This is a genomic window from Bacillus sp. 03113, from assembly GCF_006546985.1.
Lineage (GTDB): Bacteria > Bacillota > Bacilli > Bacillales > Cytobacillaceae > VATK01.
Genome location: NZ_VATK01000009.1, coordinates 162,071 through 175,856, shown reverse-complemented (window position 1 = coordinate 175,856; position 13,786 = coordinate 162,071). Strand labels below are relative to the sequence as shown.

Here is a 13,786-nt window from a genome sequence, read left to right as displayed (position 1 = left end):
ATCATTTTAATAGGCTGTTTTCTCAAAGTTTGTTGTTTTTTACATAAAAACATTTGGAAGAGTGTTTCATAGCAGCCTGCATACACTTCGCTCGCCCACGGAAAGCGAAGTGTATGCAGGCTGCGCGTTTAAAAGCAACAATCTTTACGAAAACAGCCTTTTAATATGTAAAATGATAGTTTCGAATCATAAACTATTGCAAAATAGCCGAATCAGGTGGAGAAAATTCTCTGCCTGATTTTTTGTTGCTTAACCAAGTTCTAAAAAAACATAATAAGATGTATTCATTATCTTTTTTATCTTTATATATTGTAAAATAAAGAAGGAGGGATTTTGATGAATTTAAAGGCTGGATTAATGCAACAGCAAACTGTCAAACTAGCGATGACTCAAGAGATGTCACAAGCCATCGCATTACTTCAATATTCTACTCAAGAGCTTCAATCATTTCTTGAAGACAAAGAACTCGAAAACCCCCTTTTACAAGTGAAAAAAGAAAAAACATTGACTGATATTTTTCAATCTAAAAAATCAAATAATAAAAATCAATTTGATAAAAATGATGATAATTGGATTGAACAGCTAAGTAGTCACGAACAAACTTTGCAAGAATACCTTCATTCACAGCTTATTTTGATCAAAGAACCTCTTCGGATCAAACAAGCAATTGAGTATTTAATAAATAGCTTAGATGAAAACGGGTACTTACCGGATAACCATCATTTACAAATAAGTAATCATTTTTCAAGAAAAGAGATCGATCATGCATTATGGATTATTCAATCACTTGATCCTCCAGGTGTCGGAGCAAGAAGCTTGCAAGAATGTATCCTATTACAATTAAAGAGATTAGAAGGCAGGAATGATTTAGCAGAGCAAATCATAACGGAGCATTTTACCCTCTTTGTTAATAAAAAATGGAGGGAGCTTGAAAAAATACTTGGTGTAGAAATACATGATATTCAAAAGGTATTTGATTTTATTCGCACATTAAATCCAAAGCCTGCAGCTGATTTTTATGATTCAAATCCAAATTATATTGTTCCAGATATTATTGTAGTCAAGGAAAACTCAAACTTTAAGGTGAGTTTTTTTGATGCTTCTCTACTAGGAATTAAATTTAACGAGCAATATTATCAACAGTTCTCCTCTTATAAAGATCAAATGGTCAACCATTTCTTAAAAGACAAAAAACAGGAGTACAATTGGATTTTGAGAAGTCTTGAGCAGCGTAAAGAGACACTTCTCAAAGTGTCAAAGAAAATTGTCGAGAAGCAGATAGACTTTTTTCATAACGGTCCTTCTTCTATTAAACCGTTAACAATGAAAGAGATAGCGGATGAGCTGGATATACATGAGTCGACTGTTAGCCGAGCGGTGAGAGAAAAATATATGCAAACATCTTTTGGCACATTTGAACTGAAATTTTTCTTTTCTAGCGCAATCAAAACGAATTCAAGTGAAGATGCATCTGCCCAAAAAATTAAAGCACTGATAAAAGAATTGATTTCAAAAGAAAATAAGAAAAAGCCACAATCTGATCAGGAGCTAGTTCGTTTGTTGGAGGAAGCTGAGGGAGTAGTTGTTTCAAGAAGAACAATTGCTAAGTATCGAGATCAATTAGGCATCCCCTCTTCTTCTAAGAGAAAAAGATATGATTAACAAATCGACGCAGGAGATAAGTTACTTGATGGTAATAAATATATAACTTTGAAAGTTATGACTCGACGTCCAGCTCCAGTGCCTATCGACTATCAAACTTCAGGCCTTCTCCCTACGATAAGTCAACATCGATTCGCTATCGCTTATCTTGTATCCTTTATCACGTTTTAACGGGCAGTAAGATATAACCTGAAAAAATGTACTACAGTGGATAAAAAACTGCCCATAAAAACCTGATCAGCTCAGGCTAACCATCAGGGAAAAACACCCTGATGGAAGGTTCGCCTTATCTCAGTCGAAGTCCCTCCAGTTTGTACGTCGATGATCAAGGCGTTTGCGCTTTTGTTCATGAGTGTTGAAAATTTGACAAAAAGTTCAAAATTTATGCCCAAAATAAAAAAAGTAAGGGATTTAAGTTGAATTATATCTATACTCCTGTTAATATTATGAATGAAGCAGGGGTGATTTTTTTTGTGAATGCTGGGACACAATACGGCTATGCGGGACGTTTGTTGACCACCATTGAATGAAGGGGCATTAAAGATGTACTCATTAATTGATATTCAGAAAAGATTATTACCTGATCTACTGAAGGTTATGCAAAAAAGATATCACATTCTCCAATACATAGGTGTTATGCAGCCAGTTGGTAGAAGAAGCTTATCAGTTAGTCTTGGCATAACCGAGAGAGTTTTAAGAAGTGAAGTCGAATTCCTTAAAGAGCAAAACCTTATCACTATATCTAATGTAGGAATGACACTAACTTTAGATGGAAAAAAGGTACTTATGAACCTAGAATCCATCATGAGAGATGTGACTGGCATTAACGAGATGGAAATACGCCTGCAAAAAAAATTAGGTGTAAAACGGGTCATGATTGTCACAGGAGACAGCGATCAATCTCCTTGGGTATTAAATGAGCTTGGCTTGGCATGCGCCAAATGCATGAAAAAACGACTCAGTGGGAACCATATCATCGCTGTAACAGGTGGAACGACAATGGCGAAGGTAGCGGAAATGATTACACCCGATATTGTTAGAGGAGAATGGCTTTTTGTGCCTGCAAGAGGTGGGATTGGTGAAGATGTTGAAAATCAAGCCAATACGATCTGTGCAAAAATGGCTGATCAAACTGAATCTAAACACCGAGTTTTATATGTTCCTGATCAAGTAAGCAAGGAAATGTATCAATCCATCGTTAAAGAGCCAAATATCAAGGAAGTATTAAGATTAATTAAATCTGCGAGCATGGTTCTTCATGGAATTGGAGATGCTATCACAATGGCAGAACGAAGAAATACATCTACTGGCGATTTAGAAAAAATTCAACATGCAGAGGCTGTTGGTGAAGCATTTGGATATTATTTCAATGAAGCAGGAGAGGTCGTTCACAAGGTGCAAACGATAGGTCTTCAATTAAAGGATTTAGCAAGTATTGACCATGTAATTGCAGTTGCTGGCGGGGCTTCAAAAGCAAAGGCTATTCGAGCCTATATGAAGCAAGCTCCATCTTCGACAGTATTGATTACTGATGAAGGGGCAGCAATGAAATTGTTATAAGGGTTTACCCTTTATATAAAAAATAATCCTTAAATATTAAAGGAGGAAGTAATAATGGCAGTAAAAATTGGTATTAATGGTTTTGGTAGAATAGGACGTAATGTGTTCCGAGCAGCATTAAACAATCCTAATGTTGAGGTTGTAGCAGTAAACGACCTTACGGATGCAAAAACTCTTGCTCACCTTTTAAAATATGATTCAGTACATGGTAAATTAGATGCTGAAGTATCTGTAAATGGAAACAATATCGTAGTTGATGGAAAAGAAATCATCGTTAAAGCTGAGCGCGATCCAGCTCAATTAGGTTGGGGAGAAGTTGGCGTAGAAATCGTAGTTGAATCTACTGGTCGTTTCACTGACCGTGCGGATGCAGCAAAACATATCGAAGCTGGTGCTAAAAAAGTTATCATCTCTGCTCCTGCATCTAACGAAGATATCACAATCGTTATGGGTGTTAACGAAGATAAATATGATGCTGCTAGCCATGATGTTATCTCTAATGCTTCTTGTACTACTAACTGCTTAGCGCCATTTGCTAAAGTATTAAACGAAAAATTCGGTATCGAACGTGGAATGATGAATACAATCCACTCTTACACTAATGACCAACAAATTTTAGACTTACCACATAAAGATTTACGTCGTGCTCGTGCAGCTGCTGAAAGCATGATCCCAACATCAACTGGTGCAGCTAAAGCCGTATCTTTAGTATTACCTGAATTAAAAGGTAAATTAAATGGTATGTCTGTACGCGTTCCAACTCCTAACGTATCTTTAGTTGACTTAGTTGCTGAACTTAAAACTGAAGTAACAGTTGAAGAAGTAAATGCAGCGCTTAAAGAAGCAGCAGAAGGTCCATTAAAAGGTATCCTTGGCTACAGTGAAGAGCCACTTGTTTCTAAAGACTACAATGGAAATAACCATTCTTCTACAATCGATGCTCTTTCTACAATGGTTATGGAAGGCAAAATGGTAAAAGTTATTTCTTGGTATGATAACGAAACTGGTTACTCTACTCGTGTAGTTGACCTTGCTGATTACATTGCTCAAAAAGGACTTTAATAACTAGTTTATTAAATATTCTTATATAAATGAGTCTAATACTATGCATAGATTCGTTAAGTAGAATAAAAGTCTATAATGAAAAGGTAAAAGGGGAGCGGGGAACATTCCCCCTCCCTTTTATTGTGCCAATTGTCGTATTTAGCTGATTTTAAGGGGGGCCTTTTAACATGAACAAGAAGAGTATTAAAGATGTTGATTTAAAAGGAAAACGAGTTTTTTGCCGTGTTGACTTTAATGTTCCAATGCAAGATGGTCAAGTAACAGATGAAACTCGTATTCGTGCAGCACTTCCAACGATTCAATATTTAATTGAACAAGGTGCAAAGGTTATTTTAGCAAGTCACCTTGGTCGTCCAAAAGGAAAAGCAGTTGAAGAATTGCGTTTAACTCCAGTTGCAAAACGTTTATCAGAGCTTCTTGAGAAGGAAGTATTAAAAACGGATGAAGCATATGGAGAAGAAGTAAAAGCAAAAATCTCTACAATGAGTGAAGGAGATATTTTACTTCTTGAAAACGTTCGCTTCTATGCAGGTGAAGAGAAAAATGATCCTGAATTAGCGAAAGCATTTGCTGAATTGGCAGATGTGTATGTAAATGATGCATTCGGTGCAGCTCACCGTGCGCATGCTTCAACTGAAGGTATTGCACATTATCTTCCTGCAGTATCTGGATTATTAATGGAAAAAGAGCTTGATGTATTAGGAAAAGCTCTATCTAATCCTGAGCGTCCTTTCACTGCCATTATTGGTGGAGCAAAGGTTAAGGATAAAATTGATGTTATCGACAATTTGTTAGAAAAAGTTGATAACCTCATTATTGGCGGAGGCTTAGCTTATACGTTCATTAAAGCAAAAGGCTATGAAATTGGGAAATCTTTATTAGAAGAAGACAAAATTGAATTAGCTAAAACTTTTATGGATAAAGCAAAAGAGAAGGGCGTTAATTTCTATATGCCAATTGATGGAGTAATTGCACAAGAATTTTCTCCAGATACAGAAGCAAAAGAAGTTTCTATTGATGCTATTCCTGCAGACTGGCAAGCACTTGATATTGGACCAAAAACAGTTGAACTATACCGTGAAGTGATTCAAAAATCAAAGCTTGTGATTTGGAATGGACCAATGGGTGTGTTTGAATTTGATAAATTTGCAAATGGTACAAAAGGTGTTGCAGAAGCCCTAGCTGGAGCAAGCGATACATATTCTGTTATCGGTGGCGGAGACTCAGCAGCAGCAGTTGAAAAATTTGACCTTGCAGATAAAATGAGCCATATTTCTACTGGCGGCGGTGCTTCATTAGAATTCATGGAAGGTAAAGTACTTCCTGGAGTTGTGGCTTTAAACGATAAATAAGCAATACAAACTGTGTGATCGTGCATGAAAGGGTGACAACAAATATGCGTAAACCAATTATTGCTGGGAACTGGAAAATGAATAAAACACTTTCTGAGGCAACTGGTTTTTTAGAAGAAGTAAAAAGCTTAGTGCCATCAAATGAAAGCGTTGATGCTGTCATTTGTGCTCCTGCATTATTTTTAGAAAAATTAGTTGAGCTTTCAAAAGGCACTGATGTTGCGATTGGAGCTCAAAACATGCATTTTGAAGAAAGCGGAGCCTTTACTGGCGAAATTAGCCCGAAAGCTTTAGCTGACATCAAAGTTCAATACGTTGTACTTGGCCATTCAGAGCGTCGTGAAATGTTTAATGAAACAGACGAGTCTGTAAATAAAAAGACTCTAGCTGCATTCCAATATGGATTAACTCCAATTGTTTGCTGCGGTGAAACACTTGAAGAGCGTGAAAGTGGAGCAACAAATGAACTTGTAGGTACACAAATTAAAAAAGCATTAGAAGGCTTAACAGATGAGCAAGCAAAACAAACGGTTATTGCTTACGAGCCAATCTGGGCGATTGGAACTGGAAAATCATCTACTTCTGCCGATGCAAATGAAGTATGTGCACATATTCGTGGCGTAGTAAGTGAACAGTTTTCAAAAGAAGTAGCTGATGCAATTCGCATTCAATACGGCGGAAGCGTTAAACCAACGAATATTAAAGAATATATGGCTCAACCTGACATCGATGGCGCATTAGTCGGCGGTGCTAGCTTAGAACCACAATCATTCCTTCAATTGTTGGAGGAAGGTAAATATGAGTAAATCTCCTGTTGCCTTAATTATTTTAGATGGGTTCGCTTTACGAGGTGAAAACAAGGGTAATGCAGTTGCACAGGCGAAAAAGCCTAATTTTGATCATCTTTGGGAAAAGTACCCTCACGCAACATTAACTGCATCAGGTGAAGCAGTTGGACTTCCTGAAGGACAAATGGGTAACTCTGAAGTAGGTCATTTAAACATTGGTGCAGGACGAATTGTTTACCAAAGCTTAACACGTGTTAATGTTGCCATTAGAGAAGGCGAATTTGAAAAAAATGAAACCTTCCAAAAAGCAATCGACCATGTTAAAACAAAAGGAACAAGTCTTCATTTAATGGGACTACTTTCAGATGGCGGCGTTCACAGTCATATCAACCATATGTTTGCTCTTTTAAGCCTTGCAGCTAAAGAAGGTATTGAAAAAGTATATGTTCATGGCTTTTTAGACGGTCGTGATGTTGGCCAAAAAACAGCTGAGAAATTTATTAAAGAAACGCAAGAAAAAATTAAGGAAATTGGTGTAGGTGAAATTGCAACCATTTCTGGCCGTTATTATTCTATGGACCGCGACAAACGTTGGGATCGTGTAGAAAAATCTTATCGTGCGATGGTTTATGGAGAAGGTCCTACTTATACGGATCCGTTAGAATTAGTAGAAGATAACTATAAAAATGGTATCTTTGATGAGTTCGTGCTTCCTTCCGTTATTACAAAAGAAAATGGAGAGCCGGTTGCGACCATCCAAGAAGATGATGCAGTCATTTTCTATAATTTCCGTCCAGACCGAGCAATCCAAATTTCTAATACTTTTACCAATAAGGATTTCCGTTCATTTGATCGTGGACCTAAGCATCCGAATAACTTATTCTTCGTCTGCTTAACACACTTCAGTGAAACGGTTGATGGCTATGTAGCATTCAAACCTACAAATCTGGATAATACTATTGGAGAAGTACTTTCTCAACATGGTTTAAAACAATTAAGAATTGCTGAAACAGAAAAATATCCTCATGTTACCTTCTTTATGAGTGGTGGACGTGAAGAAAAGTTCCCTGGTGAAGAACGTATTTTAATTAACTCACCGAAAGTGGCAACTTATGACTTACAACCTGAAATGAGTGCTTATGAAGTAACAGAAGCGCTGTTAAAAGAGATTGAAGCAGACAATTTCGATGCGATCCTTCTAAACTTTGCTAACCCAGATATGGTTGGACACTCAGGGATGCTTGAACCAACAATTAAAGCAATTGAGACTGTTGATGAGTGTTTAGGCAGAATCATCGATTTAATCGAGAAAAAAGGTGGTACAGCTATTATCACAGCAGACCATGGAAATGCTGATGAGGTTGTAACTCTTGAAGGTCTTCCTATGACAGCTCATACAACAAATCCTGTTCCCGTTATTGTAACAAAAGAAGGAGCAGACCTTCGTACAGACGGTATTCTAGGAGATTTAGCACCAACAATGCTTGATCTTTTAAATATTGAAAAGCCTATTGAAATGACAGGAACATCCATTATTAAAAAATAAAAACGTTTAAATAAAAGGAGAGAAATTAATATGCCATTTATCAAACAAGTATACGCACGTGAAGTATTAGACTCTCGTGGTAATCCAACAGTAGAAGTAGAAGTTTTAACTGAATCAGGTTTCTTTGGCCGTGCTTTAGTTCCATCTGGAGCATCTACTGGTGAATATGAAGCAGTTGAGCTTCGTGACGGAGATAAATCTCGTTACCTTGGAAAAGGTGTATTACAAGCTGTTAAAAACGTAAATGACATCATCGCTGAAGCAATCATCGGCTTAGATGTTACTGACCAAGTTGGAATTGACCGCCTTATGATCGAATTAGACGGTACTGAAAACAAAGGTAAATTAGGTGCAAACGCAATCCTTGGTGTTTCTATGGCTGCTGCTCATGCTGCTGCTGATTTCGTAGGACTTCCTTTATACCGTTACCTTGGTGGATTCAACGCTAAGCAATTACCAACTCCAATGATGAACATCATCAACGGTGGTTCTCATGCTGATAACAACGTTGATTTCCAAGAATTCATGATCTTACCTGTTGGAGCTGAGTCTTTCAAAGAAGCAATCCGTACTGGTGCAGAAGTATTCCACGCTTTAAAGAAAGTATTACACGACAAAGGTTTAAATACTGCTGTTGGTGACGAAGGTGGATTTGCTCCAAACCTTGGATCTAACCGTGAAGCTCTTGAAGTTATTATCGAAGCAATCAAAGCTGCTGGATACGAGCCTGGTAAAGACGTATTCTTAGGTATGGACGTAGCTTCTTCCGAATTCTACAACAAAGAAACAGGAAAATACGATCTAGCTGGTGAAGGCCGTACTGGTTTATCTTCAGAAGAACTTGTAAGCTTCTATGAAGAGTTAGTAAATGAATTCCCAATCCTTTCTATCGAAGATGGATTAGACGAAAACGACTGGGAAGGTCACAAACTTTTAACTGAGCGCATCGGTAAAAAAGTTCAACTTGTTGGGGACGATCTATTCGTAACAAACACGAAAAAATTAGCTCAGGGTATCGAGCAAGGTGTTGGTAACTCTATCTTAATTAAAGTTAACCAAATCGGTACTTTAACAGAAACTTTCGAAGCAATTGAAATGGCTAAACGCGCTGGTTACACAGCTGTTGTTTCTCACCGTTCTGGTGAAACTGAAGATGCTACAATCGCTGACATCGCAGTTGCTACAAATGCTGGTCAAATCAAAACTGGTTCTATGTCTCGTACAGACCGCATCGCGAAATACAACCAACTTCTTCGCATCGAAGACGAGCTTGGCGAATTAGCTGTATACGATGGTCTTAAATCTTTCTACAACTTAAAAAAATAATGATTCATAAATGAAGGTGTCAGCATTTTGCTGGCACCTTTTTTTGTGGATGAACAGAGTCTCCAGATGTCAATTGCATTTAAAATTTTATTTGTTTAAACAATTCCTTAAACAGATTAAAAACTTTTTTCTAGGTTTTGTAGTACTCTTTATCGCAAAGATGGTAGAATAATACTACTAATTAAATAATTAACATGCTTGATAAACGCTAGAATTGTTATAGCTAAATTAAGATAAAATGTAATGATAAATAGATTAAAAGAATTTTTGTTTTACAGCTTCTTTGAAATGGGGCCTCTAACAAAGGTATAGGAGTGTTACGACATTAATGAACCCTTTATTTAAGACAAAATGGTTTACTAGGAGAAAAAAGAAAATTCATGAAATAAAGAAAGAAAATGATTTGACTGAATCAATGGATTTTCTTAATGAAACTGATATGAAATCTACTAATGAGGGCTATCTTGCAGGAATAGGCAGAATGGCAGCTTTTTTTGCTCATGAAATTCGAAATCCACTGACGACAATCATCGGCTTTGCACAGGTGTTAGAGAAAAATCCTATCATTAAAGCTGACCCTAGTATCGCACATTATGCATCAATTATTAGAGAAGAAGCAGATAAGATGGAGTATTTAATTCAAGAGCTTCTAAGCCTATCCAAATCTCACTTAAACCAGGATCATTTATCCATTATTGATGTAAAGCAAAGCATTGAAAAAATTATTACAATAAATGAAATGAAAACAAGTCAAACAAGTATTCAATTTAAAGCAAATTTAGAAATGGAAACGTACGTTACTGGAAATGCTCATCGTTTTGAAAGATTAATGATCAATTTAATTAAAAATGCAATTGAAGCTATTGGTACTACTGGAACGATCTTTATTAATGTAATAAAGCATAAAAAAGAAGTTGAGATTTCCATTATTGACGATGGTCCTGGCATACCTCCTGAACAGCTAGAACAAATTTTTTATCCTTTTTATACGACAAAAGATGAAGGTACAGGAATAGGTTTGCCCATTTGTAAAACAATTGTTGAGACACTAAATGGGACATTAGATGTTCAAAACCATCCAAACATGGGAGCAAAAGTGACGATCACATTGCCTCAAAGCAGAAATACTTCTTTTAATAAAAATAAATAGAAAGCCTATCAAAGTAAGGAGATCAGGTAATGGATGAATGGTTGACATTGATCATATCAATTATTGAATGGATAGCTTTGATATCCTTTCCAATCATTATGTTAGGGTATATTTATAATAAATACATAAGGAAAATCGTATTAATCGCAGTTTGCATGGGCATAATTTCTTTTGGCTTGCATTTAGTTGCTCTTCCTTTATATGTTATTATTACAATTCAAATGCTTATCCTGTTTTATTCTATAAAATTACTGCTGCGTATGAATAATTTAGAGTCTTTAGTCATTTCAAGTATGGGGTACGGCTTTTATATTCTTGTGCAATTAATTATTTTGGAATTTGTTCGTTCTGTTTCTATGTACGACTATTTTCAGCTTTTGCATTTAAATATAAAATATATGATTCAGGTCACTTCAATCGTATTGGTTGGTGGGATTTGTTTATTATTAAGTATAAAACATTTCCATCTTGAGTTATTTCGACATCAATTGCGAATCCAAAATATGAATAATAAAATAAAAGCCATTATTGTCGCTAATACGGTCTTGATATTTACTTTTATTTGTTTAGCAGCTTTTGAAATGCAAATAGAGCATGTTAATAATAAATACACACTCGTATTAATATGTATAGTTACTTTATTCATCATTTTAGCTATTTTTATTCTTTTGCATTCTCAATTACAAATGAAAGAAGTCATTGAAGCAAAAAAATATTATTTAGATCAGGAGCAACAAGTTGCTACTGTCGTAGAAAAGCTTAAAGAAGAATACGGAATCCATTTTAAAGCGATTCTAAGATTATGCAACGTAGATTCGATAGAGTTATGCAGGGAGTACGTAGAAAAGCATCAATTAAATAGTTCAAAAATCATGACATCTAATGATAACTTAAAAAATTTAGATCAAATTGATGAACTTTTATATGCTGTTCTATTGAATAAAAGAAAACTAAGTAATTTGTTAGGGGTAAAAATATCTATTTCTTCACAAATGGAGATTGCTGTAACGACCACTTTATGGCAAAATAGGTATATCAGTAGCATTCTAGACGATATCATTTTTTCTTTATATCACCATCCTAGAATGGAAGAAAAAGTGATCAATGTTCTTATTCAAGCTGAAGAGAATGAAATTGCCTTTCACATTACTAGTAATTTACGTTTATCAGAGAATGAATATTCCAATTTAAAAATACTCGATTTTTTATTGAAATTTAAAGAGAATAAAGCTATTGTCCAAGCAGATTTTGAGCCGGTTCGTTTATCGATTAAATGTCCTATTTCATAGAGGAGACAAGGAAATGTTTGAAAAATGGGCTATTCTGCTAGCAAATAGAATAAAGGAAATCAACCCTGAAGAAACAGCACCGCATGATGTATTGGTATTTGGTTTTACTATTATTCTGAATCTGCTATTTACTTTTTTTCTTTTGTTTTTCACTGGATGGTTACTAGGGAAACCCTTTATTATCGTGCAAGTAACTTTATCCTTTTTATTACTTCGTATGTTAACTGGAGGATCGCATTTAACTGCATCACTTGCGTGTTCAATCATGAGCCTCCTTTTTATTCTTTCTATCTCTTATTTACCGATTAATACACCGCTGATTATTACATACTCCGTTTTATCTTTCTTTTTCTTATTGCAATATGCACCTTTTTATGAGTCACATCAAGTGATCCATTCTAAAGAATGGGAACGAAAAAAGAAGTTACTGTCTCTATTTTTAATTTTCATAGCAAGTGGTTTGTACTTCATCTTTCATCTACCAGGCTTTGTTCTTGGTGCTTTTCTTCAATCTTTGCTACTTACACCAATTGGTATCAACTTTATTTATTTTCTTGATCGAAAGGCGAGTAAAGGAGGTGATCAAATTGAAAAAAGCAGCTAAATCTCTTTCCAAAGTAACACATTCTCTTTCCACAATGTTTGTTAAAGCTTCTAGTCCATTAATCCATTCGCCGAAAATTCCTGAAAGTCTTAAAAAATCGAAATGAGTTCGAAAGTAGCAGTGACGGCTTTGATACATAGGGCCGTCTTTTCTTTTTGTTTTAAGGCTTATATTTGTGAATTCTGCATGATTTGATACCACTTTCATCGTGGATGTTGTTTAATTTAAAAGCATATGCTAGAATGAAAATAATGTTTATGCACGTTTTCAGGAGGTTACATGATGTTACATACAATTTTGATTACTTTATTAGTTATTGTTTCAATTGCCTTAGTGATTGTTGTACTTCTTCAAGCGGGGAAAAGTGCAGGATTATCTGGAGCTATTTCAGGAGGAGCGGAACAGCTATTTGGAAAACAAAAAGCTCGTGGGCTTGACTTGATCCTTCATCGTATTACGATTGTATTAGCTGTTTTGTTTTTTCTTTGCACGATTGCTGTCAGCTACTTTAAAATTTAATGATGAGAAAAAATATGCCTGGCCGTATGTAGGTCAGGTTTTTTTATACATTCATAACTAAGACAAAAAACTGGATTGTTCCTTTATTGTTTGTGAAAATTAAATTGTAAAGTAGTTAGAACAGATTCATTATAGGTTCAAATTGTGACCGTGAAAAGGAGCTTCGTTTATGATGAAAATAGTAGCACCAAAGCCATTTACTTTTGAGGGAGGAAAACGTGCAGTGCTGCTGCTTCATGGTTTTACCGGGAATACAGCTGATGTACGTATGCTTGCACGTTTCCTTGAGAAAAAAGGGTATACTTGCCATGCCCCCCTTTACAAGGGTCATGGTGTTCCTCCAGAAGAGCTTGTACATACGGGACCTAAGGATTGGTGGCAAAATGTTGTTGATGGTTATCAATTATTAAAAGATAAAGGATATAGTGAAATTGCAGTTGCTGGACTTTCACTTGGTGGCGTATTTTCATTAAAATTGGGATACAATGTACCTGTGAAAGGGATTATTCCAATGTGTGCGCCGATGTATATTAAAAGTAAAGAGGTAATGTATAAGGGAATTCTTGATTATGCAAAAGATTATAAAAAACTAGAAGGCAAGTCGGAAAGTCAAATTGAACTTGAAATGGAACATTTCAAGAAAACACCGATGAAAACATTAAAGGCCTTGCAAGACTTAATCTCAGATGTTCGTCGCTCTGTCGACATGATTTATTCACCAACCTTTGTTGTGCAGGCGCGTCATGATCATATGATCAACACGGATAGTGCGAATATTATATTTAATGAGGTTGAGACCGATATAAAGAATATCAAATGGTTTGAGCATTCAGGTCATGTGATTACCCTTGATAAAGAACGTGATGAGCTTCATGAGGATATTTATCAGTTTTTAGAGAAGCTAGATTGGGAAGAATAATACGAC

General features: G+C 35.7%; 13 protein-coding genes. All 13 read left to right on the top strand.

Annotated elements, in window-relative coordinates; genetic code table 11:
• Positions 1 to 336: 336 nt before the first annotated feature.
• The 13 genes from rpoN to FDO66_RS10620 all read left to right on the top strand — a co-directional run bounded on the left by rpoN (position 337) and on the right by FDO66_RS10620 (position 13,780).
• Positions 337 to 1,662: an RNA polymerase factor sigma-54 gene (gene rpoN, locus FDO66_RS10680; RefSeq protein ID WP_141432635.1), complete on the top strand. Its 1,326-nt coding sequence runs from the start codon at positions 337 to 339 to the stop codon at positions 1,660 to 1,662.
• Positions 1,663 to 2,205: 543 nt separating this feature from the next.
• Positions 2,206 to 3,222, top strand: coding sequence for a sugar-binding transcriptional regulator (locus FDO66_RS10675; protein ID WP_141432634.1), 1,017 nt, complete (start codon positions 2,206 to 2,208; stop codon positions 3,220 to 3,222).
• A gap of 54 nt (positions 3,223 to 3,276) precedes the next feature.
• The gene (gene gap, locus FDO66_RS10670; RefSeq protein ID WP_141432633.1) at positions 3,277 to 4,284 is read left to right on the top strand and encodes a type I glyceraldehyde-3-phosphate dehydrogenase; all 1,008 of its coding nucleotides are present in this window, start codon (positions 3,277 to 3,279) and stop codon (positions 4,282 to 4,284) included.
• A gap of 170 nt (positions 4,285 to 4,454) precedes the next feature.
• Positions 4,455 to 5,639: a phosphoglycerate kinase gene (locus FDO66_RS10665; RefSeq protein WP_141432632.1), complete on the top strand. Its 1,185-nt coding sequence runs from the start codon at positions 4,455 to 4,457 to the stop codon at positions 5,637 to 5,639.
• A gap of 44 nt (positions 5,640 to 5,683) precedes the next feature.
• Positions 5,684 to 6,445 (top strand): triose-phosphate isomerase, encoded by a 762-nt coding sequence (gene tpiA, locus FDO66_RS10660; RefSeq protein ID WP_141432631.1) that lies wholly within the window; start codon positions 5,684 to 5,686, stop codon positions 6,443 to 6,445.
• Positions 6,438 to 7,973 carry a 2,3-bisphosphoglycerate-independent phosphoglycerate mutase gene (gpmI, locus tag FDO66_RS10655; protein ID WP_141432630.1) on the top strand — a complete coding sequence of 512 codons (1,536 nt, stop codon included), beginning with the start codon at positions 6,438 to 6,440 and terminating at the stop codon, positions 7,971 to 7,973. Before tpiA ends, gpmI begins: the two co-directional genes overlap by 8 nt.
• Positions 7,974 to 8,003: 30 nt before the next feature.
• Entirely contained in the window at positions 8,004 to 9,299 is a 1,296-nt protein-coding gene (gene eno, locus FDO66_RS10650; protein ID WP_141432629.1) for a phosphopyruvate hydratase, read from the top strand.
• A gap of 328 nt (positions 9,300 to 9,627) precedes the next feature.
• Positions 9,628 to 10,449, top strand: a complete 822-nt coding sequence (locus tag FDO66_RS10645) for a two-component system sensor histidine kinase NtrB (protein ID WP_141432628.1) — start codon at positions 9,628 to 9,630, stop codon at positions 10,447 to 10,449.
• Between the two features lie 29 nt (positions 10,450 to 10,478).
• Positions 10,479 to 11,738, top strand: a complete 1,260-nt coding sequence (locus FDO66_RS10640) for a hypothetical protein (RefSeq protein ID WP_141432627.1) — start codon at positions 10,479 to 10,481, stop codon at positions 11,736 to 11,738.
• A 13-nt stretch (positions 11,739 to 11,751) separates the two neighbouring features.
• Positions 11,752 to 12,342: an accessory gene regulator ArgB-like protein gene (locus tag FDO66_RS10635; protein WP_141432626.1), complete on the top strand. Its 591-nt coding sequence runs from the start codon at positions 11,752 to 11,754 to the stop codon at positions 12,340 to 12,342.
• Positions 12,326 to 12,448, top strand: a complete 123-nt coding sequence (locus FDO66_RS10630) for an AgrD family cyclic lactone autoinducer peptide (RefSeq protein ID WP_141432625.1) — start codon at positions 12,326 to 12,328, stop codon at positions 12,446 to 12,448. Before FDO66_RS10635 ends, FDO66_RS10630 begins: the two co-directional genes overlap by 17 nt.
• A 176-nt stretch (positions 12,449 to 12,624) precedes the next feature.
• Positions 12,625 to 12,861, top strand: coding sequence for a preprotein translocase subunit SecG (gene secG / locus FDO66_RS10625; RefSeq protein WP_141432624.1), 237 nt, complete (start codon positions 12,625 to 12,627; stop codon positions 12,859 to 12,861).
• A gap of 172 nt (positions 12,862 to 13,033) precedes the next feature.
• Positions 13,034 to 13,780 carry an alpha/beta hydrolase gene (locus FDO66_RS10620; RefSeq protein WP_141432665.1) on the top strand — a complete coding sequence of 249 codons (747 nt, stop codon included), beginning with the start codon at positions 13,034 to 13,036 and terminating at the stop codon, positions 13,778 to 13,780.
• Positions 13,781 to 13,786 lie beyond the last annotated feature (6 nt).

Excerpts from the sequence above, each read along its gene's own strand:
- rpoN (WP_141432635.1), top strand. The coding sequence starts at position 337 with ATGAATTTAAAGGCTGGATTAATGCAACAGCAAACTGTCAAACTAGCG.
- FDO66_RS10675 (WP_141432634.1), top strand. The coding sequence starts at position 2,206 with ATGTACTCATTAATTGATATTCAGAAAAGATTATTACCTGATCTACTG.
- gap (WP_141432633.1), top strand. The coding sequence starts at position 3,277 with ATGGCAGTAAAAATTGGTATTAATGGTTTTGGTAGAATAGGACGTAAT.
- FDO66_RS10665 (WP_141432632.1), top strand. The coding sequence starts at position 4,455 with ATGAACAAGAAGAGTATTAAAGATGTTGATTTAAAAGGAAAACGAGTT.
- tpiA (WP_141432631.1), top strand. The coding sequence starts at position 5,684 with ATGCGTAAACCAATTATTGCTGGGAACTGGAAAATGAATAAAACACTT.
- gpmI (WP_141432630.1), top strand. The coding sequence starts at position 6,438 with ATGAGTAAATCTCCTGTTGCCTTAATTATTTTAGATGGGTTCGCTTTA.
- eno (WP_141432629.1), top strand. The coding sequence starts at position 8,004 with ATGCCATTTATCAAACAAGTATACGCACGTGAAGTATTAGACTCTCGT.
- FDO66_RS10645 (WP_141432628.1), top strand. The coding sequence starts at position 9,628 with ATGAACCCTTTATTTAAGACAAAATGGTTTACTAGGAGAAAAAAGAAA.
- FDO66_RS10640 (WP_141432627.1), top strand. The coding sequence starts at position 10,479 with ATGGATGAATGGTTGACATTGATCATATCAATTATTGAATGGATAGCT.
- FDO66_RS10635 (WP_141432626.1), top strand. The coding sequence starts at position 11,752 with ATGTTTGAAAAATGGGCTATTCTGCTAGCAAATAGAATAAAGGAAATC.
- secG (WP_141432624.1), top strand. The coding sequence starts at position 12,625 with ATGTTACATACAATTTTGATTACTTTATTAGTTATTGTTTCAATTGCC.
- FDO66_RS10620 (WP_141432665.1), top strand. The coding sequence starts at position 13,034 with ATGAAAATAGTAGCACCAAAGCCATTTACTTTTGAGGGAGGAAAACGT.